The organism is Microbacterium sp. M28 (assembly GCF_025836995.1).
Classification (GTDB): Bacteria; Actinomycetota; Actinomycetes; order Actinomycetales; family Microbacteriaceae; genus Microbacterium.
Window position 1 is genome coordinate 1666747 of record NZ_CP107546.1, and the last position, 15020, is coordinate 1681766.

Genomic DNA, 15020 nt, shown 5'->3' on the forward strand with positions numbered 1-15020 from the left:
CGGCGCGACACGAAGTGTTCACCCGACCTGCGTCCGAGGGTGACTGGTGCGCCGTGACGAGCTCACCTCCGCTTCACCTCCCGGTCATGCGCAGGCGTTTGGCTGATCCGGACCGTGCGCTCCGCACGGCGCGAAAGGATCCCCACGCGATGAAACGCCTCCCCCCTCTGTTCGCCTGCGCGATCGTCGTGACGAGCATCGCACTGCTCGGCTCGGCACCGGCCGGCGCCACGTCGGCACCGCTTCCGGATGCGGCTCAGCGCAGCCTGAGCATCGTGTCCTACAACATCCATCATGCCCAGGGAGCCGACGGCGTGCTCGACCTGGAGCGCGTCGCGCAGGTGCTCGAGTCCACGGGCGCGGATGTCATCGGTCTGCAGGAGGTCGACCGTCACTTCGGTGCGCGTTCCGAGTACGTCGACCAGGCCGCGTGGTTGGCGCAGCGGCTCGACATGTCTTACTGCTACGCCGCGAACCTCGACCTCGATCCCACCGACGGCCGGACCGAGCGACGCCAGTACGGGACGGCGATCCTGTCGTCGTACCCTATGGACGACTGCGCGAACACGCCGCTGCCGAACCACGCAGGTGGCGAGCAGCGCGGCCTGGCTCAGGCCGACGTGCACGTGCGCGGAGTCGAGCTTCGCGTGTACAACACGCACCTGACGCACCAGAGCGCGCAGGGACGCCTGGATCAGGCCGCCGTCTTCAACGAGATGGCCCGGTCCGCCGGCATGCCGGTGGTGCTCGTGGGCGACCTCAACGCCGCACCCGACACCACCGAGTACGACGTGTTCACGCAGGAGCTCACCGATGTCTGGTCGGTGGTGGGGGACGGCCCCGGATACACCTTCGACAGCGACAACCCCATCGGCCGCATCGACTACGTGCTCGCCTCGGACGAGGTGACGCCGCTCGCGGCCGAGGTGGTCGCCACGCTCGCCTCCGACCACATGCCGGTCCTGGCGGAGGTCGGGCTGCCGCATCCCTCGTCGAACGGCGGCGCACGCCCCTGATCCGCGCACGCGGGTTCTCGTCCTCTCGGCCGCCTGAGGACGAGAACCCGCGCCGCGCGCTCCGCCCCGCGGCGAGCAATAGGCTGGTGCGGTGAGTGCAGTGAGATTCGTGGCGATCGGCGATTCGTTCACCGAGGGCGTCGGAGACGAGCTTCCGGATGGGCGCGTGCGCGGCTGGGCCGATATCGCCGCACAGGGCTGGGCGGATGCCGCGGGCCACCCGATCGAGTACGCGAACCTCGCGATCCGCGGAAAGCTCGCCTGGCCGATCGTGGAGCAGCAGCTGGAGCCGGCGCTCGCGCTGCGGCCGACCCATCTGTCCTTCAACGGCGGAGGCAACGACATGCTGCGTCCTCGGACCGATGTCGAGCACATCGCCGACGCGTTCTCGCGTGTGCTGCGCCGCTGCGACGAGGAGGGCGTCACCCTGATCCTGCTCTCCGGTGCGAACCCCTCGGGTCAGCTGCCGATGGGCTCGCTCGTGCAGCGCAGGGGAGACGAGCTGTCGGATGCCGTCATCCGGCGGATCGAGAATAGACCCGACGTGGTCAGGGCGTTGAACTGGCCGGACAAGGAGCTGTCCTCTCCGCCGTACTGGTCCGAGGATCGCCTGCACATGAACGCCGCAGGGCACCACCGCGTCGCCGCGCGGGTGCTGCACGGACTCGGCTACGAGCCTCCGGCGGCCTGGTGGGCGCCTACCGCCCATCCGTCGGCCGGACCCAGCGGGTTCGCGTATTACCGGCAGCACGTCGGGCCGTGGGTCAAGCGCCGGGTGACGCGCACATCGTCGGGCGACGGGCGCGAGCCCAAGCATCCGACCTGGATCGAACTGGCACCGCAGTGACCGCTCGCACCAGTCGACGTCTGCCGTTGCGGACCGCACAGCTGCTGGTCGGACTGTTCCTCTACGGGATCGGGATCGCCTTCATCGTCCGCGGCGAGATCGGCGCGGCGCCGTGGGATGTGCTCACCCAGGGCATCGCGAATCACGTCCCGCTGAGCTTCGGCGTCATCACCATCCTCACGAGCATCGTCGTGCTCCTGCTCTGGATCCCGTTGCGGCAGAAGCCGGGCATCGGAACCCTGCTGAACGCTCTGCTCGTCGGGCCGGCGGCGGATGTCGGGCTGGCCATCATTCCGCCGGGGCAGGACCTGTGGCTGCGGATCTGCTTCTTCGTGATCGGCCTCGTGATGCTCGCGGCGGCGACGGGACTGTACATCGGCACGCACTTCGGCCCCGGACCGCGCGACGGGCTCATGACGGGTCTTCATCGTGTGACCGGGTGGCGCATCTGGATCGTGCGGACCGCCATCGAGGTCACGGTCGTCCTGATCGGATGGCTGCTCGGCGGGAACGTCGGGATCGGAACACTCGCCTTCGCTCTGCTCGTGGGGCCCCTCTGCCAGTACTTCATGCGGATCTTCGCGATCCGGATGCCCGCGCGGGACGCGGCGACCGCGTCGTGACGGACTTCGAGCTCGCGCGGATCCCCGCCGGTTCCGTCACCCTCCACGACGCGCGGCGGAAGCAGCACCGGACGGTGGCGCTGGAGAGCTTCGAGATCGGCGTCTTCGCCGTCACCGAGGAGCAGTTCGCCGAGGTCCTCGGAATCGCGTCCCGGCATCCGCGTCGGCCCGCGGCCGACCTGAGCTGGCTCCGAGCCGTGCGGTTCTGCAACGCGGCCTCCGAGTGGGAGGGCTTGGACCCTGCCTATTCGTTCGACGGCGAGGACGTCACCTGGCACGTCGACAGCGACGGCTACCGTCTGCCGACGGAAGCCGAATGGGAACTCGCGTGCCGCGCCGGATCCACCGGTCCGCACTACGGACCGCTCCCGGATATCGCCTGGACGAGCGCCGACGGGCTGCGTCACCCGCAGGATGTCGGTGGGAAGCTGCCGAACCTGAACGGCCTGTTCGACATGCTCGGAAACGTCTGGGAGTGGTGCTGGGATCTGCTCGACCCGGCGCGGTACGACGACTACCGGGTGTTCCGCGGTGGCGGCTTCGACGACGACGCGTGGAGCGTCCGGGCATCCGTTCGCCGAGGAGGAGCACCGCGCATGCATCATGCCGATGTCGGCATGCGACTCGCGCGCGGTGGATTCGATGCCCTGGACGCGGCGCAGGGCTGGTCGGCGCGGGCGGACCGGGAACAGGCGATGGCGGACGGTGCACGACCGGTGGGGTGGACTCCGCGGCGCTGAGGCTCTGTCCGCGCATGTCAACCCCCTGGTTCTCCGGCCGCGGATGCCCGATCCTGGGGACCCCAGGCGCTCCTGCGCCCCCACCGGACCTGTCGGTCCCGGAAGGAGTTCTCATGAGCATCGGAACCGGAGTCGTGCTGTTCGTCATCGGCGCGATCCTCGCATTCGCGGTCAACGTCGAAGTCGAGTGGGCGAACCTCGATCTGATCGGCTACATCCTGATGGGTGCCGGCGCGGTCGTCTTCATCATCGGACTGATCATGCTCGCCAAGCGCCGCCGTACCGACGTGGTGACCCGTACCGAGACCGATCCGGTCGCGGGGGAGCAGGTCTCACGCCGCTCGATGCGTTCGGATGAGCCGGGAGCGTTCTGACGAGAAGTCGCGTCAGGACATCGTCCGGACCATGTAGCGCCTCGGGTCATCCGGGTTCTCGAAACCGTACTGCGCGTACAGGCCGTGCGCGTCGGCGGTCGCGAGGAGCATCCGGCTGAGCCCGAGGGGCTGCAGGTCCGCGATGATGCCCTCCACGAGCATCTTTCCCACGCCCTGTCCGCGCACAGCCTCATCGACGAACACGTCGCAGAGCCACGCGAAGGTGACGCCATCGGTGACCACCCGCGCGTACGCGACCTGGACGCGCGAGGCATCGTCCCAGACGCCGTAGTTGCGCGATCCGTCGATCGCGGCATCCTGCTTCGGTCGCGGGCGACCGGCCGCCCAGTACGACTTCTCGCTCAGCCACGCGTGCACCCTGGCACGATCGATCCTGGTGTCGTCCTGCGCGAAGGTGAACGTCATGGCCGTCTCCGTTCCGGGTCCAGACCGATGCGGATGCGGGTGCGCTTCCGCTCGATCACGATGAACGTCGCTCCCAGCAGCCAGAGCGGCATCTGGGCGAGGAAGGCGATGCGGAAAGCATCCAGGGAATACGTTTCGGGTGTCCCAGCGCCCTGCAGATCGAGCGCGAGCCCGATGAGGAAGATCGCGATCAGCGCCGCGATGAAACCCCCGGCGTTCGTCACGCCGGTCGCCGTGCTCAGCCGGTGCGACGGATTGTGCGTCCTGGCATGGTCGAACGCGATCATGGATGCCGGGCCGCCGGTGGCGAGTGCGATCGCCAGAACGTACAGGAGCCAGATCGGTGCGGGACCCGGGAGAACGATGACGACCGTCCATGCGATCATCTGCGCGGCGACGGCAGGAAGCACGAGCGCGAGCGAACGGTGGTTCGGGATGCGACGCGACAGGTCGCCGATCAGCGGACCCAGGAGCATTCCCGAGACCACATACACCGAGATGATCGTTGCCGCCTGAGCGGTCGAGAGGCCTTCGCCCGCGGTCAGGAAGGGCATTCCCCAGAGGATCACGAACGCCGTGCCCGCGAACGGCGTGGTGAAGTGCGACCAGAAGGCCAACCGGGTGCCGGGGTGCGCCCACGCCGCGCGGATTCCGACACCCGTGTCGATCGCACTGGTCACGACGCGGACGACGCCGGTGTCGGTGTTCACGGTGACGTCAGCGGCGAGCTCCGGTGGATGGTTGCGGATCACCGCGAACACGAGGACGGCGAACAGGATGCCGAGGCCGGCGATGCTGCCGAACGTGATGGTCCATGTCGTCGCGTGCAGGAGCGCCGCGAGCGGGATGAGGGCGACGAGCTGTCCCGTCTGCCCGACCAGGCCGGTGAACTGCACCATGACGGGCCCTCGCTGCGCGGGGAACCACGTGGCCACCAGGCGCAGGACGGCCGGGAACACCGCCGCGTCGCCGGCACCGAGCAGCACACGCGCGACGAGGGCGATTCCGATGCTCGGCGAGACGGCCATGACGAGCTGCCCCGCGGCCATCAGCACCATGCCGATCGTGATGATCGGACGTGAGCCGTACTTGTCCAGCAGGATGCCGATCGGGATCTGCATCCCGCCGTAGACGGCGAGCTGCACGACCGCGAACAGGGACAGCGTCGAGGCGTCGGCCTGAAAGCGCTCGGCGGCATCGACGCCGACGGCGCCGAGCGAGGTGCGGTTCGTGATCGCGAGAGTGTAGGCGGCGACGCCCACCGACCAGATCAGCCAGGCCCGCCACCCCGGCGTCGTCGCGGGGGAGAGGGGAGCCGATCGCACCTCTCTACGCTACTCCCGTGTCAGCGCAGATCCCGCGCGAGCACGCAGAGTTCCGGAGAGTCGCCGATGCGGATGCCGGTGGCGATCTCGGCCCATCCGAGGGCGGCGTAGAACTGTGCCGCCGCCTCCGCTTCGGCGTAGCGGCTGAGCACGGCGGTCGCGTAGGGCACGTCCGCGAGCAGCTCCTCCATCAATGCCGCGGCGACCCCGCCGCGCCGGTGCGAACGGCGCACGGCGAGTTCCATGACGCAGAAGCAGGCGTCTCCGAACCAGCGACGCAGCACGTCCTCGTCCAGAAGCGCGGCCATGCGGCCCCGCCACCAATCACCGGCGGCGATTCCTGTGCCCAGGGCGAGCGCCACGGCATCCGTGCCGTCCCACGCGAGCAGCAACCGGACGTCGGGTTTTGTGATGGCGTAACGGTGGATGCGCTCGACGAAAGATGCTCGGGCGGCCGAGGCGTCCTCGAGGTAGGGCGCTTCGGCGAAGGTCTGAGCGTACAGGTCAGCGGCGCGCGCGAGCTCGTGTTCGTCGCCGTCCCACACGGTGATGCGGATGCCGGTCATGCACTGCTCGTGGTGTCCGCGAAGAGCAGCCGCGGGTGCGGTTCGAAACCGTTGCGCGCATACATCGCGATGGACTCGGGCGAGGTGTGCACGGTCACGTGCTCGGCCCCGTGGTCGCGTGCGGCCTCGAGCACCGTCTTCACGAGACGTCCGCCGATGCCACGGCCGCGGTACGGCGTGAGCACGTAGCAGGACTGGAGGTCGCCGGACAGCCGGGCGAGACTGCTCGTGGTGGGAACCCGCGGAGCCAGCGCGAGCCAGGCCATGCCGACGATGTCGGAACCGGCCGCGGCGACGAACGGGATGTGCGATGCGGCGTGCTGGCGCGCCCAGCCGGCGGCCGCCGCGACGTACTCGGCTTCGGTCATGCCCGGCTGCTGGCCCCGATCGTGGATATTCCAGATCCAACGGAGCCGCACCACGTGCTCGAGTTCGTCGTCGCGCGCGGTGCGGATCTCGATCGTCGGTGTGGCTTCGCCCATGGATCCAACGCTAGCTCAGCGGATGTGCTGCATGCCGACGCGCAAGCGCCGCAACTGGTAGCGCCAGGGGACCAGTCGCGGCGCGGTCAGCGTCAGACCGGCATCCTGCGCGATCCACTCGACGACCTCGTCGGTCGTCCGATCATCCGTCGCGACATGGGTGGCGTAGCGCTCCTGCTCGAGGGCCGCGACGCAGCGGGGGATCTGTTCGACCGCCCAGGACTCTCGGCGCAGGCCCGAGCGTATGAAGGCGATGCGTGTGCTCAACCGCTTCAGGAGCGTCTCCGGACTGGCGATCAGCGCGTAGTGGCGGACGTCGACGCCGCGGACGCGCAGCCCGCCGAGGATCTCGTCGAAGTAGTCGTCGCGCACGATCGTCATGGGAACGAACACCGGGCCCGGATGCACCGCGTCGATCTGCTGCAGCGTCTCAACCACCGAAGAGCGCCATTGCGCGAGGTCCTGGAAGTCTCGACGAGCGGCCGGCGGAAGCATCCGCTGGAGGGCGAAGCCCGCCACCTCGGGGTCCGCGACATGGGCGCCCGAAAGCCGACGCTTCAGCTCGAACGCCGTGTGGGTCTTGCCGGCGCCGAAGGCCCCGTTGATCCAGATCAGCACGGCCCTCAGCATAGGCGCGCTGATCCGGATCAACGGGTGAGGGTCACTCCTGCGGCGCGTCCACCCAGCTGACGAGCTGCCACACCAGCCCGTTCGGGTCGGCGAACTGGCAGTAGCGCTCGCCCCAGGGCTCGGTCTCGGGTGCGGTGACGACCTCCGCGCCGTTCGCCGCGATCCGCGCGAACTCCGCGTCGATGTCGTCGACGACGAACACCAGCAGCAGACCCTGTCCCGCCGAGCCGGCGATGCGCTCGGGCTTGAACGTTCCCAATCCGGTGCGCAGGAAGATCACGTTGACCCCGGCAGTCGGATGCTCGAGCGACACGAATCCTTCGGCAGCCATGGCCTCGGTGAACCCGAAATGGGTGATCGCGAAGTGCGCAGACGCCTGTTCGTCCGGCACGTTGAGTGACACTGCGGTGGCGTTGATCTGCATGGGGCCCTCTCGTCGTTATACAATGTACGATGTACAGCGTAATGGGACGGCTCGATATTCCGCATCCGAGAAAGAAGTCGACGGCATGGTTCAGCACCTGATCGATCTGCTCTGGGCAGACCACGTCGAGGCTCCTCGGGCGGGCCGCCGAGGGCCGCGGTCGCGCCTGACCGGCACGGAGGTCGTCGATGCGGCGATCGAGATCGCTGACGCCGACGGGTTGGCCGCCGTCACGATGCGGCGACTGGGGGAGCGGCTCGGCATATCGACGATGTCCGTGTACACGCACGTCAACAGCCGGGATGACCTGCTCGTCCTGATGGCGGACGCGACGCGGCATCGGATGCCTCGACCCCTGTTCGCGCAGAAGGACTGGCGCTCGCGCGTCCGCGCTGTCGCGGAAGCCGAGCGAGAGCTGTTCCTGTCGCACCTCTGGCTCCTCGAGGTGACAGATCCGCGAACGGCACTCGGGCCGGGCGCCATCGCCCAGTACGACCATGACCTGCACGCCTTCGACGGCACCGGCCTCGACGACGTCACGCGGGATGCCGCCGTGACGTTCGTCCTCGACTTCGTCCGGTCGGCGGCTCGCGCGATCGCGACGACGCCGGTTGGAATGGGGGAGGAGTGGGAGTCGCTCGGCGCGCGCCTCGATCGCTATGTCGGTGACGACTTCCCCCTTGCCACGCGCGTCGGCGCGGCCGCAGGTGCAACGATGCAGGCGGCTTACAGCCCCGACCATGCCTGGCGTTTCGGCGTGGAGCGGGTGATCGACGGGTTGGCCGTGCTCGTTCAGGAGACTCCATCGCCGGGGGAGTGAGACTCGCGCGCGGCTCTGGGAGAATCTGCCTATGCCCGCGGATACCCCACTCAGCGCTCTCGACACCGAGCGCCTCATCCTGCGGCGCTCCGAGGAGTCGGACGCGGTCGTCTTCCGGCAGCTCTGGACCGAACGCGACGGGCGGGTTCCGCCGCATCGGCAGATCGACGCGGCAGGGCGTCCTTCGACAGAGGACATCGCGGCCAACCTTCGGTCCAAGCGGGCGGACATGAGGCCGGGGCTGCTCACCGTCGTGCGCCGGGATCTCGGCGATGTGATCGGCTACTGCGGCGTGGTGTTCGACGGCAATGGCGAACCAGACGAGCCGGAACTCGCGTTCGAGCTTCTGCAAGCGGTGCACAACCGTGGCTACGCGACCGAGGCCGGGCAGGCGGTGCTGGCATGGGCGGATTCCGCCGGCTACCGACGCGTCTGGGCCAGCGTGTGGGACTGGAATCTCGCATCACGACGAGCGCTCGAGAAGCTCGGGTTCATCGAGAGCGGTCGAGTCGTCAAGGAGAGCGAACACGGCCGGTCACTGCTGACCGTCCGTGAGCTCTGAGAGAGGTGACGTGCGTTCCGTTAGGCTCATCGCATGCCTGAGTCCGTGAATCCGCTGGTGCCCGCCTGGTACGACATCGCGTGGTCGGGTGCAGCGGCCGTCACGTTCATTCTTCTCGTGATCTCACTCATCTCGGTCGCACGTGCGGCCAGATCGCTTTCATCGTTTCAAGCGCTCGCGTGGACGCTGGTCGCGATCTTCGTACCGGTCATCGGGCCACTGGCGTGGCTGTTCATCGGGCGGCGTTCACTCGGCGCCTCCAGAAGCGCCTGAACCGCGAGCACGCGCGGTCGACTGGCGATGCGGGAGCGGTTCGTTCGCTCGAACTGACATAATGTGCATTATCGGTGAAACCAGGCAGCATTGTATGGGGCTGTGACAGGCGTCAGCGCGATCCTCGTCCGGATCGACCTGGCATGATCGGATCCATGCCCGATTCACGTTCCCTGACGTTGTGCTGTCTGCTCTGGGCGCGACCGGGTCTCGTTGCAGAGATGAGCGCGTACGAGGACGCCGTGATCTCGCTGCTCGCAGACCACGGCGCCGAGATCCTGCATCGGGCGTTCGGCGTTGGCAACGACCAGCATCCGCACGAAGTTCAGCTGTACACGTTCCCTTCGCAAGCGTCCTTGGACGCCTTCCTCGCCGATCCACGACGCCTCGAGCTGGCGGATGAGCGCGACCGGGTCATCGCCCGAACCGAACTCTTCCCTGTGACGCTCGCACATGAACATCCTGCAGGGCTCTCAGGAGAAATCCGGATCGACTGGGAAACCGCCCGCGCGGCGAACCGCGCCAACTGGGACGACCGCGCCGCGCTGCACGAACAGGCGTACGGTCTCGACGCCTTCGACGATCCAGAGCATCTCAGCGACGTCGTCCGCCAAGATCTCCCGGTGCTGACGCGCTTCCTCGCGGACGAGACGATCGCCGGACTCGATGTCTGCCACCTGCAGTGCCACATCGGGACCGACACGGTTTCGCTCGCGCGCGCCGGCGCAGCGGTCACCGGTGTCGACTTCTCCCCTGCTGCGCTGCGGACCGCTGCCCGGTTCGCGGAGCGTGTCGGCGCGCACATCACCTGGGTCGAGACGGACGTCCTGGATGCCCGGGCCGCGATGTCCGCTGACTTCGACGTCGTGTACACGAGCATCGGCACCATCACCTGGCTGAACGACCTGGACCGGTGGGCCGAACAGGTGCACGCGCTGCTCAAGCCCGGCGGGACGTTCTTCATCCGTGATGGTCACCCGACCCTCTACTCGCTGGACGAGAACGCGCCGACCCTCACGACCCGGTACGCCTACTTCGGAGACGGACGAGCGCAGCAGTGGGACGACGAAGGGACCTACGTCGGTGACGGTAAGGTTGCGCACGCCCGCACGTACGAATGGCCGCACCCGCTGTCCGAGATCATCGGAGCGCTCCTGCGCGCTGGTCTCCGTCTGATCCATTTCGATGAGGGCAGAACACTTCCCTGGCGGTTCAGTCCGCGCATGGTGGAGGTCGATGGCGGCTTCGCATGGCCGGATGCCGAGCGCGACCTCATCCCCTGCACCTACACGATCGTCGCGCGCCGCGACTGAATCGGGATCCGTGAAGCAGTTCATCCTTTTCGACAACGACGGCGTGCTGGTCGACACCGAGTACTGGTACTACAAGGCGGGCGAACGTGCGCTGGCCGAGGTCGGCGTGGCGCTCGACCTCGACCAGTATCTGCAGGACATGGCCCACGGGCTCGGCACCTGGCATCAGGCGGCTCTCGCCGGCATCGATGACCTGACGATCGACGGCCTGAAGAAGGTCCGGAACGCGTACTATCGGGACTCGCTGCGGACCGAGCGGATCGAGATCGACGGCGTCCTCGATGTGCTCGACGAGCTCTCGCAGCACGTTCGGATGGCGATCGTGACGACGTCCAAGAAGACCGATTTCGAACTGATCCATGGCGACCGGGGCATCCTCCGCTTCATGGACTTCGTGCTCACCAGAGAGGACTACGACCAGGCCAAGCCATCGCCCGAGCCCTATCTGACAGCTCTCGAACGCTTCAGTGCCGCGAAAGCCGACGCGCTCGTCGTGGAAGACTCCACTCGGGGCCTCCGCTCGGCCGTGGCAGCAGGGATCGACTGCGTCGTCGTGCACAACGAGTTCACGAAGACGCAGGATTTCTCCGAAGCGACCTATCGCATCCGCTCGCTGAGCGAGCTCGGAGACATTCTCTCCTGACGGCTGCCGTCACGCGCCGACGTACTCGGCCAGGTGCTCCCCCGTCAGCGTCGACCTGGCGGCGACGAGCTCGGCGGGTGATCCCTCGAACACGACGCGTCCACCGTCGTGACCGGCGCCGGGTCCGATGTCGATGATCCAGTCGGCGTGCGCCATGACCGCCTGGTGATGCTCGATGACGATCACGGTCTTGCCGGCATCCACCAACCGGTCCAGCAGGCCGAGGATCGTGTCGACGTCCGCGAGGTGCAGGCCTGTCGTGGGCTCGTCGAGAACGTAGACGTCGCCCTTCTCCCCCATCTGGATGGCGAGCTTGACGCGCTGACGCTCGCCGCCGGACAGGGTGGACAACGGCTGCCCGAGGGACAGATACCCGAGGCCGACGTCCTCGAGTCGACCGAGGATGGCCATCGCCGCGGGGATCTTCGCCTCGCCATCGGAGAAGAACTCCCGCGCTTGGGACACAGGGAGATCCAGGACCTCGGTGATGTCCTTGCCGCCGAGCGTGTACTCGAGCACCGCCGCCTGGAAGCGCTTGCCTCCGCAGTCCTCGCATGGCGTCTCGATCGTGTCCATGAAACCGAGCTCGGTGATGATCACACCCGACCCCTTGCACGACGGGCAGGCACCCTCGGAGTTCGCGCTGAAGAGCGCCGGCTTGACCCCGTTCGCCTTCGCGAACGCCTTGCGGATCGGCTCGAGCAGGCCCGTGTAGGTCGCAGGGTTGCTGCGTCGCGACCCCTTGATCGCGCTCTGGTCGATCGACACGACCCCATCGCGCGGTGTGACCGAACCGTGGATCAAGGAACTCTTGCCTGAACCGGCGACCCCGGTGACGACGGTGAGCACCCCCGTCGGGATGTCGACGTCGACGTTCTGGAGATTGTTGTCGTCCGCCCCGCGGACCTCGATGACCCCGGTGCGCTCGCGCACGGCATCCTTAAGCGTCGCACGGTCGTCGAGATGGCGACCCGTGATCGTGTCGCTCGCACGGAGTCCCTCGACGGTCCCCTCGAAGCAGATCTCGCCTCCGGCAGCACCGGCGCCCGGCCCGAGATCGACCACGTGGTCGGCGATCGTGATCGTCTCCGGCTTGTGCTCCACCACGAGCACCGTGTTGCCCTTGTCCCGCAACTGGAACAGCAACGAGTTCATCCGCTGGATGTCATGCGGATGAAGTCCGATGGTCGGCTCGTCGAAGACGTAGGTGATGTCGGTCAGCGACGAGCCGAGATGCCGGAGCATCTTGATCCGCTGCGCCTCTCCCCCGCTGAGCGTTCCACTCGGCCGGTCCAGGCTGAGATAGCCCAGGCCGAGGGTGACGAATGAGTTCAGGTTCGCGCGCAGCGCGTCCAGCAGAGGACCCGCACCGGGCAGATCCAGCTCCGCCACCCACTCGGCGAGGTCGGTCACCTGCATCCGGCACGCATCCGCGATGCTGTTTCCTGCGATCTTCGAGGAACGCGCGCCCTCGGTCAGCCGCGTGCCATCGCACTCCGGACACGTCTTGAACGTCGCGACCCGCTGGACGAAGGCGCGGATGTGCGGCTGAAGGGCGTCCAGATCCTTGGAGAGCATGGCTTTCGTGATCTTGGGGATCAGGCCCTCGTAGGTCATGTTGATGCCGCTGATCTTGACCTTCGTGACCTCTCCGTAGAGGAAGAGGTGACGCTGCTTCTCCGTGAACTCGGCGATCGGCTTGTCGGCCGGGTAGAAGCCGGATGCCGAGAATCCCTTCACCATCCAGCCGTCGGCGGTGTAGCCGGGCACCATGATCGCGCCCTCGTCCAGCGACTTCGACTCGTCCACGATCTGGGCGAGATCCAGATCGGACACCGCTCCCCTGCCCTCGCAGCGCGGGCACATGCCGCCGAGGTAGATCGCGTCCTTCACGATCTTCTTCTCGCCGCCGGGCCCTGTCATGACCCCGCTCGCCTTCTGGGTCGGGATGTTGAAGGAGAACGCCGTCGGTCCACCGATATACGGCTCTCCCAGCTTCGAGAACAGGATGCGCAGCATCGCGTTCGCATCCGTCACGGTGCCGACCGTCGACCGGGGGTTGGCACCGAGGCGCTCCTGGTCGACGATGATCGCCGTGGTGAGGCCCTCCAGCACATCGACATCGGGACGCGGCACCGAAGGCATGAACCCCTGCACGAACGCGCTGTAAGTCTCATCGATCATGCGGCGCGATTCCGCCGCGATCGTGTCGAATACGAGCGAGCTCTTGCCCGAGCCCGACACTCCGGTGAACACCGTGAGCCGGCGCTTGGGGAGGACGACGCTGACGTCCTTCAGATTGTTCTCACGGGCACCGGCCACCCGGATGCTGTCGTGCGAATCGGCGATGCTCGCCATCGTCGTCCTCTCTGGTTCAGGCCTGCTGCAGACGCACCATATTGCCCGCTGGGTCGCGGAAGGCGCAGTCGCGGATGCCGTACGGCTGGTCGATCGGTTCCTGCACGACGTCGGCGCCCTTCGCCTCGATGGCCGCGAACGCCTCGTCGACATCGTCCGTCGCGAGAACGATACCGCCGAAGCTGCCCTTCGCCATGAGCTCGAGGATCGTGGCGCGCTCGGAATCATTGATGCCGGGGTCGACCGCGGGCGGCGTCAGCACGATCGCCGTGTCTGGCTGCCCGACGGGACCCACCGTGATCCACCTCATCTCCTGGTATCCGACGTCCTTGCGGACCTCGAATCCGAGCGTGTCGCGGTAGAAGGCGAGCGACGCCTCGGCGTCGGTGTGCGGAAGGAAACTCGCGTTGATGGTGATGTTCATGGATTCGACGCTACGGTCGCACGGCCGCTTTCGCTTCTCGATTCCTGATCGGTCTGGTGGCCTGCTTCTCGACCCACGACGGGATTCCCGGCCCGAGACCCGGATTCTCCCGATAAGCACTCGGCGGCATGCCCACCAACTCCGAGAAGCGTGTGCTGAAGGTACCCAGCGACGAGAACCCGACCTCGAAGCACACCTCCGTGACGCTGAGATCGCCGCGCCGGAGCAGCGCCATGGCCCGCTCGATCCGCCGCGTCATGAGGTAGGCGTACGGCGACTCCCCGTACGCCTGCTTGAACTGCCGGCTGAGATGGCCCGCCGACATGTGGATGCCGCGGGCCAGCGCCTCGACGTCCAGCGGCTGCGCATACTCGCGGTCGATGCGGTCCCTGACCCGACGCATCAGGACGAGCTCCTGGAGTGCTCTGGTCGCGGCGTCGTTCACCGGACCGATCATTCCAGGTCGTGACCGAGAATGACACCGCCCGCGTGCGCTTCGGCCTCTCGCCCGCGCCGCGCGCTACTCTGGGTCACGACCTTCACAGGTTCTTCCCAGAAAGGCACTCTCATGTCGGACGCACTCTCCGAAGCCAAATCCGTATTCACCTCTTTGCGTGTCGCGCTCGCGGTCTCGGGCGTCCTCGCTCTCGTCGTCGGCATCCTGCTGCTGGTCTGGCCGGGCAAGTCCGCCGGCGTCCTGACCTGGATCCTCGCGCTGTTCTTCCTGATCGCCGGACTCGTGAACATCGCGATCGGCATCTTCTCGGGCAAGGGCGGAGGCTGGGCGCGCGTCGGCCACATCGCCCTCGGCCTGCTCTACGTCGTCGTCAGCGTGATCGCGTTCGCGAACCTCGCAGCGACGACGGCCACCCTGGCGATCATCGTCGGCATCTTCATCGGCGTCGGCTGGATCGTCGACGGCATCGTGTCGCTCACGCTCATCAAGCAGGCTGCGTCCAAGGGCTGGACGATCGCGTTCGCGATCATCAGCATCATCGCGGGCGTCGTGGTGCTCTTCGCACCGCTGTACACCGTGCTCGTGCTGTGGTGGATCCTCGGCATCGCTCTCGTCGTCATCGGTATCGTGCAGATCGTCCGCGCCATCACCCTCGGCAAGGACGAGAAGTCGATCACGAACGACATCCGGACCGAGCTCGCCTGAGATCGCTCCGAC

At 67.3% G+C, this 15020-nt stretch carries 20 protein-coding genes; 11 read left to right on the forward strand and 9 right to left on the reverse strand.

Annotated features, from left to right (window positions below; genetic code table 11):
- Positions 1 to 149: 149 nt before the first annotated feature.
- The 5 genes from OED01_RS08215 (at position 150) to OED01_RS08235 (ending at position 3600) form a co-directional block, all read left to right on the forward strand.
- Complete coding sequence (locus OED01_RS08215; RefSeq protein WP_264157870.1) at positions 150 to 1016, forward strand: endonuclease/exonuclease/phosphatase family protein; 867 nt, start codon at positions 150 to 152, stop codon at positions 1014 to 1016.
- Positions 1017 to 1116: 100 nt separating this feature from the next.
- Complete coding sequence (locus OED01_RS08220; RefSeq protein ID WP_413231628.1) at positions 1117 to 1863, forward strand: SGNH/GDSL hydrolase family protein; 747 nt, start codon at positions 1117 to 1119, stop codon at positions 1861 to 1863.
- Positions 1860 to 2486, forward strand: a complete 627-nt coding sequence (yczE, locus tag OED01_RS08225; protein WP_264157872.1) for a membrane protein YczE — start codon at positions 1860 to 1862, stop codon at positions 2484 to 2486. The genes OED01_RS08220 and yczE overlap by 4 nt, the downstream gene beginning before the upstream one ends.
- Positions 2483 to 3226: a formylglycine-generating enzyme family protein gene (locus OED01_RS08230; RefSeq protein WP_264157873.1), complete on the forward strand. Its 744-nt coding sequence runs from the start codon at positions 2483 to 2485 to the stop codon at positions 3224 to 3226. The genes yczE and OED01_RS08230 overlap by 4 nt, the downstream gene beginning before the upstream one ends.
- A 113-nt stretch (positions 3227 to 3339) precedes the next feature.
- Positions 3340 to 3600, forward strand: coding sequence for a DUF6458 family protein (locus OED01_RS08235; RefSeq protein WP_264157874.1), 261 nt, complete (start codon positions 3340 to 3342; stop codon positions 3598 to 3600).
- 12 nt (positions 3601 to 3612) lie between these two features.
- On the opposite strand, the gene OED01_RS08240 is transcribed toward OED01_RS08235, so the two are convergent.
- The 6 genes from OED01_RS08240 to OED01_RS08265 are packed head-to-tail and all read right to left on the reverse strand — an operon-like array spanning position 3613 to position 7453.
- Positions 3613 to 4026, reverse strand: coding sequence for a GNAT family N-acetyltransferase (locus tag OED01_RS08240; RefSeq protein ID WP_264157875.1), 414 nt, complete (start codon positions 4024 to 4026; stop codon positions 3613 to 3615).
- On the reverse strand, positions 4023 to 5351 hold the full coding sequence (locus OED01_RS08245; RefSeq protein WP_264157876.1) for an MFS transporter: 1329 nt from the start codon (positions 5349 to 5351) through the stop codon (positions 4023 to 4025). Before OED01_RS08245 ends, OED01_RS08240 begins: the two co-directional genes overlap by 4 nt.
- 20 nt (positions 5352 to 5371) lie before the next feature.
- On the reverse strand, positions 5372 to 5917 hold the full coding sequence (locus OED01_RS08250; protein ID WP_264157877.1) for a GNAT family N-acetyltransferase: 546 nt from the start codon (positions 5915 to 5917) through the stop codon (positions 5372 to 5374).
- The gene (locus OED01_RS08255) at positions 5914 to 6399 is read right to left on the reverse strand and encodes a GNAT family N-acetyltransferase (RefSeq protein WP_264157878.1); all 486 of its coding nucleotides are present in this window, start codon (positions 6397 to 6399) and stop codon (positions 5914 to 5916) included. Before OED01_RS08255 ends, OED01_RS08250 begins: the two co-directional genes overlap by 4 nt.
- Positions 6400 to 6414: 15 nt before the next feature.
- The gene (locus OED01_RS08260) at positions 6415 to 7017 is read right to left on the reverse strand and encodes an AAA family ATPase (protein ID WP_264157879.1); all 603 of its coding nucleotides are present in this window, start codon (positions 7015 to 7017) and stop codon (positions 6415 to 6417) included.
- 43 nt (positions 7018 to 7060) lie between these two features.
- Positions 7061 to 7453 carry a VOC family protein gene (locus tag OED01_RS08265; protein ID WP_264157880.1) on the reverse strand — a complete coding sequence of 131 codons (393 nt, stop codon included), beginning with the start codon at positions 7451 to 7453 and terminating at the stop codon, positions 7061 to 7063.
- An 85-nt stretch (positions 7454 to 7538) separates the two neighbouring features.
- Here OED01_RS08265 and OED01_RS08270 point away from each other — a divergent pair, with 85 nt between their 5' ends.
- The 5 genes from OED01_RS08270 to OED01_RS08290 all read left to right on the forward strand — a co-directional run bounded on the left by OED01_RS08270 (position 7539) and on the right by OED01_RS08290 (position 11064).
- Positions 7539 to 8273, forward strand: coding sequence for a TetR/AcrR family transcriptional regulator (locus OED01_RS08270; RefSeq protein WP_264157881.1), 735 nt, complete (start codon positions 7539 to 7541; stop codon positions 8271 to 8273).
- A 31-nt stretch (positions 8274 to 8304) separates the two neighbouring features.
- Positions 8305 to 8835 carry a GNAT family N-acetyltransferase gene (locus OED01_RS08275; RefSeq protein ID WP_264157882.1) on the forward strand — a complete coding sequence of 177 codons (531 nt, stop codon included), beginning with the start codon at positions 8305 to 8307 and terminating at the stop codon, positions 8833 to 8835.
- Positions 8836 to 8868: 33 nt separating this feature from the next.
- On the forward strand, positions 8869 to 9108 hold the full coding sequence (locus tag OED01_RS08280; RefSeq protein WP_264157883.1) for a PLDc N-terminal domain-containing protein: 240 nt from the start codon (positions 8869 to 8871) through the stop codon (positions 9106 to 9108).
- A 155-nt stretch (positions 9109 to 9263) separates the two neighbouring features.
- Complete coding sequence (locus OED01_RS08285) at positions 9264 to 10421, forward strand: class I SAM-dependent methyltransferase (protein ID WP_264157884.1); 1158 nt, start codon at positions 9264 to 9266, stop codon at positions 10419 to 10421.
- Between the two features lie 10 nt (positions 10422 to 10431).
- On the forward strand, positions 10432 to 11064 hold the full coding sequence (locus tag OED01_RS08290; protein ID WP_264157885.1) for an HAD family hydrolase: 633 nt from the start codon (positions 10432 to 10434) through the stop codon (positions 11062 to 11064).
- A 9-nt stretch (positions 11065 to 11073) separates the two neighbouring features.
- Here the strand turns inward: OED01_RS08290 and OED01_RS08295 are convergent, their stop codons facing one another.
- Genes OED01_RS08295 through OED01_RS08305 form a run of 3 tightly spaced genes read right to left on the reverse strand, consistent with a single transcriptional unit; the run spans position 11074 to position 14249 of the window.
- Positions 11074 to 13422, reverse strand: coding sequence for an excinuclease ABC subunit UvrA (locus tag OED01_RS08295; RefSeq protein WP_264157886.1), 2349 nt, complete (start codon positions 13420 to 13422; stop codon positions 11074 to 11076).
- Positions 13423 to 13438: 16 nt separating this feature from the next.
- Complete coding sequence (locus tag OED01_RS08300; protein ID WP_264157887.1) at positions 13439 to 13846, reverse strand: VOC family protein; 408 nt, start codon at positions 13844 to 13846, stop codon at positions 13439 to 13441.
- Between the two features lie 10 nt (positions 13847 to 13856).
- Positions 13857 to 14249 (reverse strand): helix-turn-helix transcriptional regulator, encoded by a 393-nt coding sequence (locus OED01_RS08305; protein WP_264157939.1) that lies wholly within the window; start codon positions 14247 to 14249, stop codon positions 13857 to 13859.
- Positions 14250 to 14414: 165 nt separating this feature from the next.
- Between OED01_RS08305 and OED01_RS08310 the strand changes: the two genes are divergently transcribed.
- Positions 14415 to 15008 (forward strand): HdeD family acid-resistance protein, encoded by a 594-nt coding sequence (locus OED01_RS08310; RefSeq protein WP_264157888.1) that lies wholly within the window; start codon positions 14415 to 14417, stop codon positions 15006 to 15008.
- Positions 15009 to 15020: the final 12 nt, after the last annotated feature.